Raw genomic sequence first — 17,633 nt, 5'->3', positions numbered from 1 at the left:
TGATAGTTGTTCATGACTCTCTCGTCGATTCCGAACTACCTTTTGTGAACTACCTTCTGACAGCGGATATCACGTATACGCGGGTGGAACGAGGTGGACCGAGACGTCGTTGCGGCCGATCCGCGACGCGAGTAGACGGCCGGCGAGATAGGCCCCGGCCGCGTCGTCGGTGGTCCACACGCTGACGCACGGACCGCAGGTGTCGTTGGCGGCGGCGATGGCCTGTTCGGCGTCGGCGACGCGCACCACCGGCAGCACCGGCCCGAGGGTCTGCCGAGTCAGCACCCGCGCGCCGGGCGCGACATCGGCGAGTACGGTCGGCGCGAACATATGTCCGGATCCGGCGCCCCCGATGCGCAGTCGCGCACCGTGCGCCACCGCGTCGCGTACCTGGTCCTCGATATGGCGCACATGTGCGGCCGAGGTCAGCACGTCCGCACCGGTGTCGTCCGGATCGGCCGTGCCGAACGCGGCGACCTCGGCGACCAGTCGATCGACGAAGGCGTCGTAGACGGCGGATTCGACGAACACCCGCTCGACGCTGTGGCAGTTCTGCCCGGATTCGGCCAGTCCGCCCAATGCGATTCCGACGGCGGCATGATCGAGATCGGCATCCTTCAGCACGATTGCTGATGATTTGCCGCCCAATTCGAGGCGGCACGGAATCAGCCGCGCGGCCGCGCGCAGAGCCACCACCTTGCCGGTCTCCGGGGATCCGGTGAAATGCACCGCGTCGACGGTGTCGACCACCGCGGGCCCGGCATCCGGGCCGACCGCGTATTCCAGAACGGGCGGCGCGCCCACCTGACTCCAGCCGGTGACCACCGCGCGAGTCGTCAAGGGCGTCACCGACGCCGGGCGTGCCAGCACCGCCGAACCCGACAGCAGCGCGGGCACCGCGTCGAACAGCATGGTCGCCAGCGGATAGGTCCATCCGGTCAGTACGCCCACCACCGCGCACGGATGATGCGCGATCGTCAGCCGCAGGGCGACATTCGGTACCCGCAGCGAGCGCAGCCGTTGCGTGCCGAGGAAATCCGCGCCGTGGGTGCGATGGAAATCGACGGCGTCGATACCGAGCCGGAATTCCCGCTCGGCCGCGCAGACCGACTTTCCGGTTTCATCCGCTAGCAGTTCCACCAGGGTGTCACGGTTGTCCAGCAGCCAATCCCGGAATCGGGTCATCCAGTGCACCCGTCCTACGACACCCAGTGAGCGCCAGTGCCATTGGTCCCGGCGCAACGCCGCGACCAGCGCGTCCACCCCGTCGGCGGTATGGGTCGGCACGGTGCCCAGCAGCCGGCCGTCGGCGGGCGCGGTCACGGTGATCCAGGCGGTGCTGGTGGAATTCGAACGAGCGGACAGCATTCGGGGGCTCACTCCGGCGCGTCGACAATGGTGAAGCCACACCGCGATCGCGCAGCACTCGGGCGAAGTGGACGAACGCCCGGGTCGAAAGGGTGCGCCGATCGCGATGCGGCATGAGAGAAACCGTATGGCTATCTCGCCCGCGCAACCAGCACGCATTGGGCCACAAATCGGCGAATATGGGACGCTCGCGGGGCGAATTCTGCGACGATTTTCGGTGTGGACGATGACTGGGCAACGGATGAGCCACTTCGACTGCGCTCCACCACCGGCGCGGCCCTGCTGGCCGACTTCGGTGAGACGCGCGGCATGTCGTTGCCGGATATTCTGCGCGGCACCGGGATCCCCGAGGACCAGCTGCGCGACCCCACCTCCGAGCTGACCATCGATCAGGAAATCACCCTGACCCGCAATATCGTGCGGGGAGTCGACGACGAGCCGGGTCTCGGGTTGATGGCCGGACTGCTGTGTCACGCACCGAACTTCGGCGTGCTCGGCTTCGCGATCATGAGTTGCACGACGCTGCGGCAGGCGGCCGAGGTCGGCATCCGCTACGCCGATCTGGCCTCCACCCTGGGCCGACACTGGATGGAGGATCACGGCAGGGAGACCTGGATCCTGCGCGACGACCGTTTCGTCCCCGACGATCTGCGGCGTTTCGTGCTGGAACGCGATATCGCCGCGGTGTCCACCATCCAGCAGGACCTGCTGCCGATGCGGGTGCCACCGGTCCGCGTCGAACTGACCCTGCCCGCACATCCCATCTACGAGATGTTCGCGACCCTGCTGTCGGTGGAAACCATCGAACTCGAGGCCGAGCGGTCCCGCATGGTGTGGCCGAGCCACGCACTGGATATGCCTCTGCCACAGGCGAATCCGTCCACACAGCGCTACTACGAACAGCAGTGCTCGGACCTGATTCAGTTGCGGCGCGGACGATCCGGAATCAGCGGGCGGGTACGGCAGCTGTTGATCCGGCGCGGCGGGCTGGCCGATCAGAGCAGGATCGCGGCCGATCTGGATGTCAGCGTCCGCACGCTGCGCCGCCGACTCGCCGACGAGGGCACCACCTTTCGGGAACTGAGCAACGAGACCGTCGGCATGCTCGCCGAGGAGCTGCTGGTGGCCGGACTGACCGTCGAACATGTCGCCGACCGCCTCGGCTATTCCAGCGTCTCGGCCTTCACCTCCGCTTTTCGTTCCTGGAAGGGCCAGTCCCCCGGGCAGTTCGCGCGCGCCAACCGCGGGCGCGTCACGGTGCGGGTGTAGCCGATGACCGCCACCTGCTCCTCCGACTGCGGCGCCCGACCGCGCTCGACCACCGGGGCGGCGCTGCTGGCCAATTTCGCGACCGGGCGCGGCTTGGCCATGTCGGAAGTCCTGCGCGGCACCGGGATTCGCGAACCGCAGCTACAGGACCCCGGCGCCGAGGTCACCCTCGATCAGGAGATGCGGTTGACCCACAATGTGGTCACCGCGGTCGGCGACGAACCCGGGCTCGGACTGATGGCGGGCCTACTGTGCCATCCGCCGAGCCTCGGCGTGCTCGGCTTCGCGGTGATGAGTTCCGCGACGCTGCGCCACGCGTTGGAGATCTCGGTGCGCCATGCCGATCTGCTGTTCACCTGCGCGCATTACATCCTGCACGACCACGGGGACGAGATCTGGCTGACCCGCGACGATCACACCGTCCCGGCCGAGCTCAGACGTTTCGTCCTCGAACGCGATATCGCGGCCATCACCACCATTCAGCAGGACCTCATTCAGATGAAGGTGCCCACGGTGCGGGTCGAGGTGGCATTGGATCCGCATCCGGTGTACGAGATGTTCGCCGCCCTGTTCGGGGCCGAGAATGTGGTGTTCTCCGCGCGCGACACCATCCTGGGCTGGCCGAGCGCTGCGCTGGAAAACCCTCTGCCCCTGGCGAATCCGGCCACGGTGCGGTTCTACGAACAGCAGTGCGCGGACCTGATCCAGAGCCGCCGCGATCGTCGGGGAGTCAGCGGGCGGGTCCGCGAGTTGCTCATCCGGTGCGGGCGGATCACCGATCAGACGCGCATCGCGGCCGAACTGGGGGTCAGCATTCGCACGCTGCGGCGTCGGCTCGCCGAGGAGGGCACCACCTTCCGTGAGCTGAACCTCGAGACCGTCGGCCTGCTTGCCGAAGAATTGCTGATGGCCGGGCTGACCGTCGAGCAGGTGGCCGACCGACTCGGCTATTCCAGCATTTCGGCCTTCACCTCGGCGTTCCGGTCGTGGAAGGGACAGTCGCCCGGGCAGTTCGCCAGGGCGAATCGCGGCCGGGTGACCGTACGGGTTTGACGGTCCGTGACACGGTCGAGATGCGTAGATCGGCCCCGGTTCGGCCGGATCGTCCTATTCTTCGACCATGACAACCAGCAATGTTGTTTACGAGGGTCCGATGCACCGGCTGGCTCGTAGCGCGTGGCAGTCGTTGCTGGTCATCGGCATTCTGTCGGTGATCGTCGGCATTGTGGTGCTGGTCTGGCCGGGACCTACCCTGGTCGTGGCGGGCATTCTGTTCGGTATCTACCTGCTGATCTCGGGCATCCTGCAGTTGGTCGCGGCGTTCGGGCCGCATGTGAGCACGGGCTGGCGAGTTCTCTCGCTCATCAGCGGTGTGCTGTCGTTCATTCTCGCATTCTTCTCTCTGCGCAATATCGGTGACGCTGTGGTGTTGCTGGCGCTGTGGATCGGCATCAGCTGGATGTTCCGCGGCATCGCGGCTCTGGTCGCGGGCGTCGAGGCCCCGCCGGGGTTGCCGGGGAAGGGCTGGTCGATCTTCTTCGGCATCGTGGTGATCCTCGGTGGCATCGCCCTGGTGGTGTGGCCGATCCATTCCATCGCGACGCTGACCCTGGTGGCGGGCTGGTGGTTGATCTTCATCGGCGTGATGGACATCGTGTACGGCTTCGGCGTTCGCTCGGCGGCCAAGAATGCGCCCGGCGGGCTCTGAGCCGACCGCACTGTGCCCCAGGTGAATTCACCTGGGGCACAGTTGTTTTCAGGGACGCTTCGCGCGCTCGACCTGGAAGGCCCAGCCGCAGACGGCCAGTCCGACCACCCCGATGATCCACGACGTCCACACCGGCGCGCCGTAGTGGATCAGAATGCCCGACACTCCGAACGAGTGCTGCCAGACCGCCTCGGTCACCGCCGAACCGAACCCCTGAACCAGCAGAATCAATCCCACTGTCCACAGCACGGTCTGTTCCTGCTTGCTCTTGTCCGCCACGGCCGACCTCTCCTCCGCAAACTCGTTCCGTCCAAAGCAGTCTGGAAGATCGGGGTGGTCGGGGGCATCCACCGGGAGGGCGCTTTCGTCGTCATCCTTTGCGGTGGGGCGGTCATTCTGCGGGATGATCGGGGCTCAGCCGCGGGTTACTACGGCACATGAGACTGAACGATGAGGCTCGCGCGCTGATCGGGGCCGGGGCCGATGCGACCCTGGTTACCCTCAATCCCGATGGGAGCCCGCAGGTCAGCGTCGTGTGGGTGGCGCTGCGGTCCACGCCGGAGGGCGATGAACTGGTTTCGGCGCATCTGGGCGCCTATCAGAAGGTCCGTAATGTGCGCCGCGACGGCCGCGTCGCGCTGACCATCCTGTCCCCCGAGCGCGGTGAGGTCATGCGGCCTTACCTCACGGTCACCGGCACCGCGCGCATCGTCGAGGGCGGGGCCCCCGAACTCCTGCGCGAACTGGCCCAGACCCTCGCCAGCCCCGAATCCCACTTCCCGCCCGACGACGCCCCGCCCGGCTACCTCACCCGCGTCCGCATCGAGAAAGTCGCCGGCATCGGCCCCTGGGCCTCCTGAGAAATACTGCGCCACGCCCGAATACGCGGCACGCGGCGTGGCGCATCACAGTGCGGCCACGAACACACTCGTCGGTCCACGATGTCCTGCTACCTTCGGTATGCCCGTATCAGCCTGCCGCAAGGAGCGAATGTCATGGGCAGCATCATCGTGATGATCATCATCGGTCTGGTCGCCGGCGCCATAGCCCGCCTGATCGTTCCCGGCAAGGAGAACTTCGGCATCATCTGGACCATCGTCCTGGGCATAGTCGGCGGCTACGTCGGCGGCACCCTCGGCAGCCTGGTCTTCGCCCCCCACAAATTCGACGTCCGCCCACCCATCAACCACGCGGTCCTGGGCGCGATCATCGGCGCGGTCATCCTGCTGGTCATCTACAAGGCAATTCGAGCTCGGGTCTAGTTGGCCCAGTAGGGCCCCAATTTCCCCCGCCGAGGCCGCTTGCGGCCGAGGCGGGGGCAGGCGGTCACTTCAGACGGCGCTTTCCGTGCAGGATTGTCATCGCCTTGCCGATGAAGGCATCCGTCTTGGCCGTCCTGTCGAAGGTCGTCATCGCCATCAACGGCGCGAAGCGCTGACGCGCGACCGCGTGGGCGTAGGTGAACTCCCGCAACCCATCCGGCCCATGAATGCGCCCGAAGCCCGAATCGCCCACGCCGCCGAACGGCAGGGACGGGATCTGCGGGAAGTTGAATACCGCGTTCACGCTGACCATTCCGGCGCGCAGACGCTCGGCGAGTTCTCGGCCGCGGGCCTTCGAGTAGACCGCCGCCGACAGTCCGTAGCGGCTGGCATTGGCGCGCTCGATGGCCGTGTCCATATCGTCGACGGCAGCCACCGTCAGTGTGGGACCGAAGGTTTCCTCGGTGACGGCGAGGGCGTCCTCGGGGACGTCTACCAGGACGGTCGGCTGCACGACCTGGCCATTGATCTCTCCGACGCCGCCGGTGAGTACTCGCCCGCCGCGCACGATCGCGTCCTCGAGGTGATGACGGATCACATTGACCTGCTTGGGCATGGTGATCGGGCCGATCTTCGCCTCGGCGTCGATTCCGGCGCGCAACGAACGCGCCCGCGCCACCAGCCGAGTCACGAACGGCTCATAGACCGAACGATGCACATAGACCCGCTCGGTGGCGATACAGGACTGTCCGGCATTGGCCATTCCGGCCCATACCGCGGCCTCGACGGCCTCGTCCAGATCCGCGTCGGCGTCGACGATGAGCACATCCTTACCACCGCATTCGGCCACCATCGGGGTGAGCGATTCCGCGCATACCGCCATGACCCGCTTGGCCGTCTCGGTCGAGCCGGTGAAGGCGATCTTGTCCACCCCGGACCGGCACAGCGCCTCGCCGGTGCTCGCATCGCCGGTGAGCAGTTGCAGCACCGGCTGTTCGGGCACCACCTCGCCGAACATCTCGACCAGCCAGGCGCCCACGCCGGGGCTGAACTCACTCGGCTTGAACACCACCGCATTTCCCGCCGCCAGCGCATAGACGATGGATCCGAGCGGGGTGAACACCGGATAGTTCCACGGCCCGATCACCCCGATGACGCCCAGCGGCTTGTACTCCACCGACGCGGCTTGATTGAAGGTCAGCAACCCGACTCGAGCACCCCTGCGCCCCAATACCTTCCGAGCATTGCGTCCGGCCCATTTCAAATGATCCAGCACCAGCGCCGCCTCCAGCGCCGCGTCGGAGAACGGCTTACCGGTCTCGTCGTGGATCACCGCCCCCAATTGCCCCATGCGCCGGGAGATCACCCCGGCGAAGCGCGAAAGTCGTTCGGCGCGTTCGCGATACCCGAGCCCGTACCACCAGGCGAAGGCTGCGCGGGCCCGCTCGACCGTCGCGGCGACATCCTCCGGACCATGTACGGGATAGGTCCCGACCAGATCACCGGTGCCGGGATTGCGGACCTCGAAGACGGGACGCGTTGCGACGTCGTGGATTTCCCCGGTGGCGGTCATCGGCTGCTCTCCTTCGCGGCGGGAACGACCGCGGTGGCGACGCCGCGGCCACGGATGAGATCGGCGGCCTTCTCGCCGATCATCACGACGGGTGCGTTGGTATTACCGCGCACGATGCGCGGCATGATCGAGGCGTCCACCACGCGCAGACCCTCCACCCCGCGCACCCGCAATTCGGCGTCCACCACCGCCATCTCACCCGTACCCATCGCACAGGTGCCCACGGGATGGAACAGCGTCTGGGTCCACCGCGCGATGTGGGCGCGCAGTCCGTCCTCGTCGGCGGTGTCGGCTGATTCCGGAAGGTAGGGCCGCGCAATATATTTCGACAGCGGCGCTTGACGGGTGATCTCGATCAGCAGCCGCATTCCGGCCAGCAGCGCGTCCAGATCGCGCGGATCGGACAGATAGGCGGGATCGATCTCCGGTTTCCACAGCGGATCGGCCGAGCGCAGCCGCACCCGACCCCGGCTGTGCACATCGACCAGCGTGGGCCCGGCGGTGAACATCGGGGCGAGACTCTCGTGAAGTCCGTTGTCGTAGAACGCCGTCGGGGCCACATGGAACTGCATATCCGGTGCGGCCAGCTCCGCGGTGGTGCGCGTGAACCCGCCGCCCTCACCGATATTCGAGGCCAGCGGCCCGCGCCCCAGCGCCTGCCACTGCGCCAATCGCAGCGGCGTCTCGAACTGCGCCAGATCCGAGGTGGCGCGGGTATGCCACAGCATCGGCGTGGCCGGATGATCGTGCAGATTCTCCCCGACCCCGGGCAGCTCGGCCACCACGTCGAGCCCGTGCTCGCGCAGCTGTGCGCCCGGTCCGACGCCCGAAAGCAGCAGCAGCTGCGGCGAATTGATCGCCCCGCCGCACAGCAGCACCTCGGCATCGGCGAAAACCGCATGCTCGTCCGCGCCCTGCCGATACTCGACGCCGATCGCGCGCGTTCCGGCGAACCGCACCCGGGTGGCGTGCGCACCGGTGCGCACGGTCAGATTCGGTCGCCCCGCGACGGGATGCAGATAGCCGTCCGCGGTCGACCAGCGTCGTCCGCGCCGATGCGTCACCTGGTATCGGCCCACCCCGTCCTGTTCGGCGGCATTGAAGTCCGCGGTGCGCGGCAATCCGGCGGCGACCGCGGCCTCGACCCACGCGTCGGTGAGTTCGTGGACGTAGCGCGGATTTTCGACATGTAGCGGACCATCGGTGCCGTGATACGGCGAGCGCAGACCGGTATTGGTCTCCGATTTCACGAAATACGGCAGCACATCCTCATAACTCCAGCCGACCGCGCCGAAATCGCGCCGCCAACCGTCGTAGTCGACGCGGTTGCCGCGGATGTAGATCATGGCGTTCATGGAGGAGCAGCCGCCCAGCGCCTTCATTCGCGGCCAGTACGCGCGCTGCCCGCCCAGCTGTTTCTGCGGCGTGGTCTCGTAGCGCCAATCCCATTGTGTGCGAATGAGTTTTCCCCAGGCGGCGGGAATGTGGATCTCATCGGCGTCGTCGGCCGGACCGGCCTCCAACAGCGCGACGGTGACCGTCGGATCCTCGGTGAGCCGATTGGCGAGAACGCAGCCCGCGCTGCCCGCGCCCACGATGACGTAGTCGAACGATTCCCGGTCGGTCATAGTGACCTCCAATGCAGGACCGGTCCAGCGTGATCCCACCCATTGTCACGCGACGGCAGGGCCGGTTCGTTCGATTCGTCAGATCCCCAGTGCCGGAATATCTCCCGGTTCCGCACCGTGGGCCGTGAAATGTTCCGGAGCGACCTCGATGAACAGCGCCTCGGCCCGCGCGGCGACGCGATCGTCCGATTCGAGGGCGACGGTGATGTACAGCTTGCGACCGTCGCGATGATCGAGGCGCGCCCGCACGCTCAGCTCACGTCCGAGCGGAATCGGTTCGGCGAAGGACACATTCAACTGCGCGGTCACCGCGGGCAGTCGCAGCGGCATCAGCGCGGTCCCGGCGGCCTCGTCCAGTGCGGCCGCCACCGCGCCGCCGTGCGCCAGCCCCGGCGCGCCCTCGTGTCGCTTGTCGAAGGCGAAGGCGCCGCGCACCCCGTCACCGTCGCGGACGAAGGCGATGCGCAGCCCGGATTCATTGGCCGGGCCGCAGCCCAGGCAGTTGGGCTGATGATGCGGCAGGCGTCGACCGGCCTCGTCGTCGCGCGACAATAGCGAGGTCATCGGCATTCGCCCTCCGCGGCGGGAACAGTTCGCTTCCCGAAATTAGGTTCTAATTGGCGCTGTGTCAATAGACCTTCAGGGCCGGCAGACCGCCGAGCGGGACTGCCCGCCGATCTGCGGCAGCAGTCCGCGCGGCAGCAGGATGCCGTAGAGCGAGACGTCCAGACTGCACAGATACGACGTGGTGTAGGTGCCCTCACTGGTCATACGGCCCAGATCGCCCAGCAACGCGGGCAGATCCATCGCGGCCCGGTCCAACTGCGCGCCGTGGTCGATCAGCAGTGTCAGCGCGTCGCGCGCCGAATTCTGGGCATCGGTCAGCAGCGGCCGAACGCGGGTGGTCAGCCGCAGCAGGCTGTCGGTATCGCGCGCGATCCGCGTGGTCGAATCCAGCAACGATCGACCCTGCTCGTAGAGTCCGGCGATCAGCGCGCGAGTCTGCGTCACCAGCGTCTCGAGTTCGTTGCCGCGCGCGGCCAATCCGCTCATCACCCGGCTCAGATTGGCGATCACATCGGCGAGGATCGCGTCGCGGCGATGGAAGTCCACGGCGAGATCGGCGGCCTGGGTGATGAACGCCGCCAAGGAGACCCGATCGCCCTGCAGCGCCTGCACCAGCGTGCCGGACAGATTGTTGACCTGTTCGGGGGACAGCACCTCGAACAGCGGCTGAAATCCGCTGAGCAGCCCCGAGATGTCGAACGAGGGTTCGGTGCGGTCGAGCGGAATCGCCGCCCCCGCGGCCAGCGGCCGCGCGTCCCCCGCGACGCCCGGCGCGAGCGCCACATATCGCTGGCCGATCAGATTCTGATAGCGCACCAGGGCCTTGGTGTCGGTGTAGAGCGTCTGCGCGCGCTGCACGACGAAGGAAACCTTCGCGACGTGTCTGCCCGAACGTGCGTCCCGGGCCAGTTCGATACCGGTCACCTTGCCGACCCGCACCCCGGCCATACGCACATCATCGTCGACCCGCAACCCCAGGACATCGGTGAACGTCGCGGAGTAGCCCGCGGTCGGCCCGGGCACGGTGCGCGCCAAGGTGTTCCAGACCGTCGCCGTGACCAATAGCGACACCACCGCGAACACACTGAATACCGATGCGGGCAGCAACATGCGACGCATCTTCGGCGAACCTCCTCGACCCTCCGCGAATACGCTGCTATGGCAATCGGTCAGTTATCGGTGCGCACTGTAGGGCCGATTCGCCGCGCGCGGCGGTCCGCCACGCCGAGCCCCCGAAATCGGGGGCCGCGAATTGGTTCACATCGGAAGTATCGCCCGCCATAGTCGAGGTCATGTTCCACCCGCGCGTCACCCACCCCACCCGCTTCGCCCGCATCGTCGCGGCGAGCGTGGCGGGGACCACGATCGAGTTCTACGATTTCTTCCTCTACGGCTTGGCCGCCGCGCTCGTCTTCGACAAGGCCTTCTTCCCGGTCCACGACCCGCTGACCGGCGTCCTGCTCGCGATGGCGACCTACGCGGTCGGCTTCGCGGCCCGCCCACTGGGCGGAATCCTGTTCGGCCACCTCGGCGATCGCGTCGGCCGCCGCCGCACGCTGTCGCTGAGCCTCGTCGTGATGGGCGGTGCCACCGTGGCGATCGGCCTGGTACCCGGTTACGCCACCATCGGCGTGGCGGCTCCCCTGATCCTCGTCGCGCTCCGACTGATCCAGGGTCTGGCCCTGGGCGGGGAATGGGGCGGGGCGGTTCTGCTGGTCTCCGAACACGGCTCGCCCGCCCATCGCGGATTCTGGAGCAGCTGGCCGCAAACCGGCGGGCCGCTGGGCAATCTGATCGCTACGGGCGTCCTGGCCGTACTGGGTCGGATGGTCACCGCCGATCAGTTCGAGGACTGGGCGTGGCGGATTCCATTCCTGCTGTCGATAGTGCTTGTGGCGGTGGGTATCTGGCTGCGACACTCGGTCGAGGAGTCACCGCTGTTCGTCGAGGCGCGGCAACGCGCGGGGGACGAACGCGCGCCCGTGCGCGTGGTACTCGCACACCATCGCGAAGAGGTGCTCATGGCCGCACTCGCCGATGTCGGGGAGAAGGCGACCTACTACACCTTCAACATCTTCCTCCTGGCCTATCTGACCAAAATCGTGCATGTCCCGAGGGGCACCGCACTGGCAGCGATTACGATCGCCTCGTTCAGCCAAGCCGTAGCAATCGTGCTCGGGGGCGTATTGGCCGATCGATGCGGTCGGCGTATCTCGAGTATCGTGCTGGCCGTGTTGATCGCGTGTTGGTCGTTGGTCGCCCTCCCCTGGGTGGATACCGGCCGCTTCCTCGCGATCCTGGTGGTCATCGCGGTCGGTTTGACACTGCACGGCCTGCTCACCGGCGCTCAGGCGCCCTTCTTCGCCGAACTGTTCCCCAGTGCGGTCCGCTATACCGGAGCTTCATTGGGCTATCAACTGGCGACCGTGGTCGGAGGCTCGGTCGCACCGATCGTGGGAGTCGCGTTGCTGCACCGTTATCCATCCACCCGCCCGGTCGCCCTGCTGCTGTGCCTGATGCTCGCCGCCACGGTGACGGCGTTCCTGTGGGCCGGTGAGACCCGCTCGCGGGATCTGCGCACCATCGGCGTCTCGGAGTCGAAGGCGGTGCGGTCGTGAAGCTGCCGGTACTGGCCGTCGACCTCGGCAAGACCAACTGCCGCAGCTCACTGCGCGTCGACGGGAACGAGGTGCGCACCACCAAGAGCGCGGGCTCGCGCGGACTCGCCGATATCGACGGCGGCCCCGCGGCCTATCGCGCGATCGTCCGGATAATCGACGAAACCACCTATCCCACACCGCCTTTCGCGGTATCGATCGGCGCGGCGGGCGCCTGGTCGGCCCCCAACGCGGCCACGGAACTGGCCGACCGGCTGGTCGAACTGGATTCGGTGGCCGCGGTCGCGGTGACCTCGGACGCGGTGACCGCGCACGTCGGCGCGCTGGGCGGTAATCCGGGCGTGGTGCTGACCGTGGGCACCGGCGTGGTCGCGACGGCCGTGGACGGCGGCGGCGAACTGGTCCGCGTGGACGGCTGGGGTCCGCTGCTCGGTGACGAGGGTGGCGGCGCGTGGATCGGTCTGGCCGGTCTGCGCGCGGCGCTGCGCTCGTTCGACGGCCGCGGACCGGATACCGAACTGGCCGGCGAGGCGATCGAGGAGTACGGCATCCCGCTCAGCGATCTGCCCTACTACCTGGGCCGTCACGATAATCCCCCGCTGCTGACCGCGCGCTTCGCCCCGGTCGTCGCGGCCGCCGCCGAGACCGATTCGGTGGCGGCCGCGATCATGTCCGAGGCAGCCCGCGCCCTGGCCGCCACGGTACTGTCGGCCGCCGAGCGCTCCGGGCTGCGATCACCCGTTCCATGTGCAATTATCGGCGGACTGATCAATCTCGGTGCGCCGCTACTGGATCCACTGGACGCCGCCATCGCGCATCGAGTCGAGCGACGCGACCCGCTCGGCGGGTCGATCGACGGAGCCGCCCTGCTGGCCGTCGACACCGCGACCGCAGTGGAGAAATTGGTGATTCGCCGTGCTGACAATTATTGACAGAAGTGACACGTCAATTGAGAATTGCTCACTAACCGTCCAGCCTGCCTTCGGGGAGTCACGATGAACGCACTCAATGTCGCAGTCATCATCGTGTATCTCGTCGTGGTCGGCTGGGTGGGCCTGCGACGCTCCGGCAAGCAGCGCTCGAGTGGGGACTACTTTGTCGGCGAAGGCAAAATGCCCTGGTGGGCGGTGTGCTTCTCGGTCGTGGCCACCGAGACCAGCGTCCTGACGGTCATCTCCATCCCGGGCGGCGCCTACACCGATCAGGCCTTCGGCAACGTCGAACTCGCACTGGGCTACATCATCGGCCGCACGGTCGTGGCCTTCGTGTTGATCCCCCTGTACAAGCGCGGCGGATTCGTCAGCGCCTATCAGTACCTGCTGCAGCGGTTCGGCCGGTATCTGCAGGGCGTGGCCTCACTGACCTTCGTGGTGACCCGATTACTCGCCGAGGGTGTGCGCCTGTTCGCCTCGGCGATCCCGCTGCAGCTGCTGCTGGACGAATTCGGCGTCCATCTGGGCTACAACGTGATCATCGCGGTGCTGACCATCGTGACGGTGATCTACACCTATCTCGGCGGTATCAAGGCGGTCATCTGGACCGACGCGCTGCAGATGGGCCTGTATCTACTCGGTGCGCTGATCGCGATCGGAGTACTCACCGGACATGTCGGCGCCGACGGCTGGTCGAAGGCGTTCGAGGCCGGGAAGTTCCACGTCTTCGACACCGATTTCGATATCGCGCACATCCTCACCAGCAGCTTCGCCCTGCCCACGGCGATCATCGGCGGCGCGCTGTTCTCGATGGCCTCGCACGGTTCGGATCAGCTGATCGTGCAGCGCATCCTGGCCACCCGCTCACTGCGCGACAGCCGCCGCGCGATGATCGGTTCGGGTATCTTCGTCGCCCTGCAATTCGCCGCCTTCTCCCTGGTCGGCGCGCTGCTGTGGGTCTACAACGAGGGTAAGACGCCCAAGCAGCTCGGCCTGTCCACCACCGACAACCTGTATCCGAATTTCATCCTGCACGGGCTGCCGGTGGTGATCTCGGGCCTGCTGGTCGCCGGAATCCTGGGCGCGGCCATGGGTTCGCTGTCGGCGGCGCTGAATTCGATGGCCAATTCCACCGTGGCCGATATCGTGCACAGCTTCTCCACGCGGGAGCTGTCCGATGCGACCATGTTGCGGTTGGCGCGGATCATGACGCTGGTGTGGGCGGTGCTGATGGCCATCTTCGCGATGGGCTTCAGCGCCACCACGGGCAATGTCTATCTGACCGCGCTGGCCATCGCGGGCTACACCTACGGCGCGCTGCTGGGCGCGTTCCTGCTCGGTCGACTCATCAAGCGGGCCAACCAATTAGACGCCATCGTCGCCTTCGTGGCGACGGTGGTGGTGATGACGTTCGTGGTGCGGGTGATCAAGATCGACGTGACCGTCGCGGGCACCGTCGCGCACAAGGGAATTGCCGCACAGTGGCTGGTGCCCATCGGGGTGGTCGTAACCCTCGTGGTGGGTGGCGTGGCGAGCCTATTGCATCCCGCCCCGACACCCGCCGAACCGGTCAAGGCAGACTGGTGAACCATGGCCGAGGATGACGATGTCCGCACCCGCCTGTTGACGGCGATGCCGCGGCTGACGCCGACCGGATTGCGGGTTGCCCGCGTGATTCTGGACGATCCGCCCGGCGCCGCGCAGCTGACGGTGAATCAGCTCGCCGATCGCGCCGACACCAGTACCTCCGCGGTGGTGCGGTTGGCCAAGACGCTGGGCTATGACGGCTATCCCCAGCTACGGCTGGCACTGGCGGCCGTGGGTGGCGAGGGCGGCACCACGCCGGTGTTCGCCACCGATATCGTCGCCGACGATCCCCTCGGCAAGGTGCTGCACAAACTCACCGCCTTCGAGACCGAGGGGATGGTCGCCACGGCCGATCTGGCCGATCCGGCCACGCTCACCGCGGTGGTCGACGCGCTGGTCGGCGCGCGCCGGGTCCAGTTGCTCGGTATCGGCGCATCGGGTCTGGTCGCCACGGATCTCGAGCAGAAGCTCACCCGCATCGGCAGATGGTGTCGCGCCAGCACGTCCGAGGACGACGCGCTCGTGCAGACCAGCCTGCTCGAGGCCGAGGATGTGGTGATCGCGTTCTCGCATTCGGGGGAGACCGCCGCGATCGTGGAGGCGGTGCGCCGCATCGGAACCCGCGCGACGACCGTGGCGGTCACCGCGACCCCGCAGTCGCGGCTGGCGCGCGCGGCCGCCTACACGATTCTGGTGGCCGGGCGCGAGGACGGTTTCCGCTCCGCGGCCATGGCCAGCCGGATGAGTCAGCTGCTGGTGGTCGACGCGCTCTACATCGGTGTGCTGCAACGAACTCCGTCGGCGGCGCTGGCGCTGCGCCGCACCCACGACGCGGTGGCCGATCGCCGGAGCAACAAGGAAACGTAGTCGATCCTCCAGGAGGCATAGTTGTTCGAGTTCGGTGCCCTCACCACCGAAGCGGTCGATCCGTCGACCGTGGACCTGGACACCATGCCGGTCGAGCGGTTGCTGCGGACGATGAACGCCGCCGACACCTCGGTGGCTCCCGCTGTGGCACAGGCGATTCCGCAGATAGCCCGCGCGGTCGAACGGGTCGTCGCGGCCCGACGCACGGGCGGACGGATGCTGTATGTCGGCGCCGGGACCAGCGGGCGGATCGGGGTGCTCGACGCCTCGGAGTGCCCGCCCACCTTCGGCACCGATCCCGGTGAGGTGCTGGGCATCATCGCGGGCGGACCGACCGCGCTCACCCGTTCGGTGGAGGGCGCCGAGGACGACGCCGAACGCGCGGCCGTGGATCTGGCCGCGGTCGAATTGAACGCCACCGACGTAGTGATCGCGCTGGCCGCCAGCGGGCGCACGCCCTATGCGATCGGCGCGCTGCGCTATGCCCGTTCGGTCGGCGCGGGCACGGTCGCCGTATCGTGCAATCGCGGCGCGGAGATGAGCACCGATGCCGATATTGCCATCGAAATCGCCACGGGCCCAGAGGTTCTCACCGGATCGACCCGATTGAAGGCGGGCACCGCGCAGAAGCTGGTGTGCAATATGATCTCGACCGCGGTCATGGTGCGCTCGGGCAAGGTGTACGGCAATCTGATGGTCGATCTGAATCCGTCCAACGTCAAACTGCGCGATCGCGCCCGGCGGATCGTCTCCGAGGCGACCGGTGTGGATACCGCGGCGGCCGCGGCGCTGCTGGATGCGGCGGACGGACATTCCAAGACCGCGATCGTCATGCAGCTGACGGGTGTCGACGCCGAGCAGGCGCGCCGATTGCTGCGCGACGCACACGGATTCGTCCGGACAGCCGTACGGGAGTAGCGGCGTTTCGCCCGAAAACTTTTGTCATCCGAGTAGCCTTTCCGCCAATGTTTGTTCATTGATAGTCGGAGGTGCGCGTGCAGTACGTGATCGGAGTCGTAGGGCTGCTGGTCTTCCTGCTGCTCGCCTGGCTGCCCAGTTCCGACCGCCGGGGCGCGGTCGGAAAACTCGGGCGGGTGGCGATCCTGCTGGTGGTCCAATTCGGTCTCGGATTCCTGCTGCTGCGGACCGGCGTGGGCACCGCGGTCATCCGAGTCATCCGCGACGGCTTCCAGCACATCCTCGACTATGCCGGGCAGGGCACCACTTTCGTCTTCGGCGATGTGGCCACCTACGGCAAGATGCCCGCCTTCCTGTTCTCGGTGCTGATGCCGATCGTGTTCGTCTCGGCGCTGATCGGCATCCTGCAGCACATTCGGGTGCTGCCGCTGATCATCAAATATCTCGGTCTGGCGCTGTCGTGGATCAGCGGCTTCGGCAAGGTGGAGTCGTTCAATGCCGTGGCCTCGGCGATCCTGGGCCAGTCCGAGGTGTTCATCTCGCTGCGCGGCATGCTGGATCGCATTCCGCCGCAACGGATGTACACGCTGGCGGCCTCGGCCATGTCGACGGTGTCGGCCTCGATCCTGGGCGCGTACATGCAGCTCATCGATGCCAGATTCGTGATCACCGCGATCGTGCTGAACCTGCTGGGCGTCTTCGCGGTGACCGCGCTGATCAATCCGTACCGGATCGAACCGGAGGAGGACGCCGAACTGCTGGCGGCCGAATCCGAGGACGCGCGGAGGGCGCAGTCGTTCTTCGAGATGCTGACCGACTACATCCTGGTCGGCTTCCGCGTGGCCTTCACCGTGGCCGCCATGCTCATCGGCTTCATCGCGCTGCTGGCCATGGTCAACGGCATTTTCGCGGCGATCTTCAACGGCACCACCTTCCAGGACGTGATGGGCCACGTCTTCTCCCCGCTGGCCTACATCACCGGCATCCCGTGGCACGAGGCCGCCGACGCCGGAAAGTTCATGGGCACCAAGCTGGTCTCCAACGAGATCGTCGCCATGCAGGAACTGCACGAGAGCCACGGCGGCCTGTCCGAGCACACCATGGCGATCGTCTCCACCTACCTCGTCTCCTTCGCCAACTTCTCCAGCATCGCCATCATCATCGGCGCGGTCCGCAGCCTCAACGAGAAACAGGGCCTCGTCACCGCGGGTTTCGGTCTGCGCCTGCTGTATTCCGCGACCCTGGTCAGCTTCATCACCGCCACCATCGTCGGGCTCCTCAGCTGACCCTTCGCCCGCACCCCGGAATGACCGCCGGGCGCGGGACGTAAGAATAA

The 17,633-nt window shown here is 66.9% G+C and carries 17 protein-coding genes; 11 read left to right on the top strand and 6 right to left on the bottom strand.

All coding sequences use genetic code 11. The annotated features are described in order from the left end of the window. Window positions 1–69 precede the first annotated feature (69 nt). Window positions 70–1,368 carry an aldehyde dehydrogenase family protein gene (locus tag NP4_RS02630; RefSeq protein WP_067991187.1) on the bottom strand — a complete coding sequence of 433 codons (1,299 nt, stop codon included), beginning with the start codon at window positions 1,366–1,368 and terminating at the stop codon, window positions 70–72. Between the two features lie 219 nt (window positions 1,369–1,587). Between NP4_RS02630 and NP4_RS02625 the strand changes: the two genes are divergently transcribed. The 3 genes from NP4_RS02625 to NP4_RS02615 all read left to right on the top strand — a co-directional run bounded on the left by NP4_RS02625 (window position 1,588) and on the right by NP4_RS02615 (window position 4,345). After that, complete coding sequence (locus NP4_RS02625; protein ID WP_082875457.1) at window positions 1,588–2,637, top strand: AraC family transcriptional regulator; 1,050 nt, start codon at window positions 1,588–1,590, stop codon at window positions 2,635–2,637. 3 nt (window positions 2,638–2,640) lie between these two features. Continuing rightward, window positions 2,641–3,690 (top strand): AraC family transcriptional regulator, encoded by a 1,050-nt coding sequence (locus tag NP4_RS02620; RefSeq protein ID WP_067991184.1) that lies wholly within the window; start codon window positions 2,641–2,643, stop codon window positions 3,688–3,690. A 67-nt stretch (window positions 3,691–3,757) separates the two neighbouring features. Continuing rightward, window positions 3,758–4,345 (top strand): HdeD family acid-resistance protein, encoded by a 588-nt coding sequence (locus tag NP4_RS02615; protein ID WP_067991179.1) that lies wholly within the window; start codon window positions 3,758–3,760, stop codon window positions 4,343–4,345. Between the two features lie 48 nt (window positions 4,346–4,393). Here the strand turns inward: NP4_RS02615 and NP4_RS02610 are convergent, their stop codons facing one another. Continuing rightward, window positions 4,394–4,624: a hypothetical protein gene (locus NP4_RS02610; protein WP_067991177.1), complete on the bottom strand. Its 231-nt coding sequence runs from the start codon at window positions 4,622–4,624 to the stop codon at window positions 4,394–4,396. 158 nt (window positions 4,625–4,782) lie between these two features. Between NP4_RS02610 and NP4_RS02605 the strand changes: the two genes are divergently transcribed. Together NP4_RS02605 and NP4_RS02600 are read left to right on the top strand one after the other, a co-directional pair. After that, a complete protein-coding gene (locus tag NP4_RS02605) occupies window positions 4,783–5,205 on the top strand; it encodes a PPOX class F420-dependent oxidoreductase (protein ID WP_067991174.1) in 423 nt (140 codons plus the stop codon). Window positions 5,206–5,340: 135 nt separating this feature from the next. Beyond that, window positions 5,341–5,607 carry a GlsB/YeaQ/YmgE family stress response membrane protein gene (locus NP4_RS02600; RefSeq protein WP_067991173.1) on the top strand — a complete coding sequence of 89 codons (267 nt, stop codon included), beginning with the start codon at window positions 5,341–5,343 and terminating at the stop codon, window positions 5,605–5,607. 64 nt (window positions 5,608–5,671) lie between these two features. Here the strand turns inward: NP4_RS02600 and NP4_RS02595 are convergent, their stop codons facing one another. The 4 genes from NP4_RS02595 to NP4_RS02580 form a co-directional block, all read right to left on the bottom strand. Beyond that, a complete protein-coding gene (locus NP4_RS02595) occupies window positions 5,672–7,180 on the bottom strand; it encodes an aldehyde dehydrogenase family protein (protein ID WP_067991166.1) in 1,509 nt (502 codons plus the stop codon). Then, the gene (locus NP4_RS02590; RefSeq protein ID WP_067991163.1) at window positions 7,177–8,808 is read right to left on the bottom strand and encodes a GMC family oxidoreductase; all 1,632 of its coding nucleotides are present in this window, start codon (window positions 8,806–8,808) and stop codon (window positions 7,177–7,179) included. Before NP4_RS02590 ends, NP4_RS02595 begins: the two co-directional genes overlap by 4 nt. A 78-nt stretch (window positions 8,809–8,886) precedes the next feature. Next, window positions 8,887–9,372: a PaaI family thioesterase gene (locus NP4_RS02585; RefSeq protein WP_169813640.1), complete on the bottom strand. Its 486-nt coding sequence runs from the start codon at window positions 9,370–9,372 to the stop codon at window positions 8,887–8,889. 75 nt (window positions 9,373–9,447) lie between these two features. Next, the gene (locus NP4_RS02580) at window positions 9,448–10,494 is read right to left on the bottom strand and encodes an MCE family protein (RefSeq protein ID WP_067991157.1); all 1,047 of its coding nucleotides are present in this window, start codon (window positions 10,492–10,494) and stop codon (window positions 9,448–9,450) included. Between the two features lie 173 nt (window positions 10,495–10,667). On the opposite strand from NP4_RS02580, the gene NP4_RS02575 reads away from it, so the two are divergent. From NP4_RS02575 to NP4_RS02550, 6 genes are all read left to right on the top strand, one after another. Next, window positions 10,668–11,993, top strand: a complete 1,326-nt coding sequence (locus tag NP4_RS02575; RefSeq protein ID WP_067991154.1) for an MFS transporter — start codon at window positions 10,668–10,670, stop codon at window positions 11,991–11,993. Continuing rightward, on the top strand, window positions 11,990–12,925 hold the full coding sequence (locus NP4_RS02570; protein ID WP_211335724.1) for an N-acetylglucosamine kinase: 936 nt from the start codon (window positions 11,990–11,992) through the stop codon (window positions 12,923–12,925). The genes NP4_RS02575 and NP4_RS02570 overlap by 4 nt, the downstream gene beginning before the upstream one ends. A 63-nt stretch (window positions 12,926–12,988) precedes the next feature. Continuing rightward, the gene (locus tag NP4_RS02565; protein ID WP_067991151.1) at window positions 12,989–14,512 is read left to right on the top strand and encodes a sodium:solute symporter; all 1,524 of its coding nucleotides are present in this window, start codon (window positions 12,989–12,991) and stop codon (window positions 14,510–14,512) included. Between the two features lie 3 nt (window positions 14,513–14,515). After that, window positions 14,516–15,379: a MurR/RpiR family transcriptional regulator gene (locus tag NP4_RS02560; protein ID WP_067991147.1), complete on the top strand. Its 864-nt coding sequence runs from the start codon at window positions 14,516–14,518 to the stop codon at window positions 15,377–15,379. 21 nt (window positions 15,380–15,400) lie between these two features. Further along, complete coding sequence (murQ, locus tag NP4_RS02555) at window positions 15,401–16,297, top strand: N-acetylmuramic acid 6-phosphate etherase (protein ID WP_082875456.1); 897 nt, start codon at window positions 15,401–15,403, stop codon at window positions 16,295–16,297. Window positions 16,298–16,374: 77 nt separating this feature from the next. Next, window positions 16,375–17,583 carry a NupC/NupG family nucleoside CNT transporter gene (locus NP4_RS02550; RefSeq protein WP_067992001.1) on the top strand — a complete coding sequence of 403 codons (1,209 nt, stop codon included), beginning with the start codon at window positions 16,375–16,377 and terminating at the stop codon, window positions 17,581–17,583. Window positions 17,584–17,633 lie beyond the last annotated feature (50 nt).

The organism is Nocardia pseudobrasiliensis NBRC 108224, assembly GCF_001613105.1.
GTDB lineage: Bacteria > Actinomycetota > Actinomycetes > Mycobacteriales > Mycobacteriaceae > Nocardia > Nocardia pseudobrasiliensis.
Note: the sequence above shows the minus strand (reverse complement) of the source record. Positions and strands in the feature narration are given on the sequence as shown.